Source organism: Bacillus sp. SIMBA_008 (assembly GCF_046535495.1).
In the GTDB taxonomy this organism is placed as follows: Bacteria; Bacillota; Bacilli; order Bacillales; family Bacillaceae; genus Bacillus; species Bacillus subtilis.
On record NZ_JAWRWL010000140.1, the window covers coordinates 1 to 347 of the forward strand.

The window sequence follows — 347 nt, forward strand, 5'->3', positions numbered from 1 at the left end:
TGTTCTGGGAATAGAATTAGATTTTCGACGGATTAGGAGGATTCAGCATGTTGGAGTTTGAAACAAATATAGACGGCCTAGCATCAATTAAAGTAATCGGAGTAGGTGGCGGCGGGAATAACGCTGTCAACCGAATGATTGAAAATGACGTACAAGGTGTCGATTTTATTGCAGTCAATACTGATGCACAGGCATTAAATCTATCAAAAGCAGAAACTAAAATGCAAATCGGTGCTAAGCTGACAAGAGGGCTTGGAGCAGGTGCGAATCCTGAAGTCGGTAAAAAAGCTGCTGAGGAAAGCAAAGAGCAGATTGAAGAAGTATTAAAAGGCGCAGACATGGTCTTC

General features: G+C 42.1%; 1 pseudogene. It reads left to right on the plus strand.

What is annotated here, in order from left to right:
- Nucleotides 1-47 precede the first annotated feature (47 nt).
- Nucleotides 48-347: pseudogene (locus tag SB658_RS22530) on the plus strand (cell division protein FtsZ); the annotation flags it as partial.